The sequence below is a fragment of the Corynebacterium glyciniphilum AJ 3170 genome (assembly GCF_007673095.1).
Classification (GTDB): domain Bacteria; phylum Actinomycetota; class Actinomycetes; order Mycobacteriales; family Mycobacteriaceae; genus Corynebacterium.
Genome location: NZ_VDYZ01000449.1, coordinates 1 through 215, shown reverse-complemented (window position 1 = coordinate 215; position 215 = coordinate 1). Strand labels below are relative to the sequence as shown.

General features: G+C 61.9%; 1 protein-coding gene. It reads left to right on the top strand.

The genetic code is table 11. The features are described 5' to 3' along the window. Positions 1-215, top strand: a 215-nt coding sequence (locus FS507_RS17445; protein WP_186314802.1) for a hypothetical protein, incomplete at both ends; no start/stop codon positions are given.

The window sequence follows — 215 nt, the reverse complement described above, 5'->3', positions numbered from 1 at the left end:
GCGGAGGGTGTGCTGGTGGTTCTTGCGAGGGTGGCGAGGGTTGTGGTCCTGTTGGTAGTCGAACTTGGGGAAATGGATGATGTTGGAGAGGGGGGGGTTGGGGTTGGGTGGAAGGTGGAGGAGGTGGAGATGGGGGTGATAGGGGAGGTTGGGTGGATGGTGGATAGGGAGGATAACGAGGTGTTGGCGACGGGGAGGGAGGAGTGGGAGGTGGG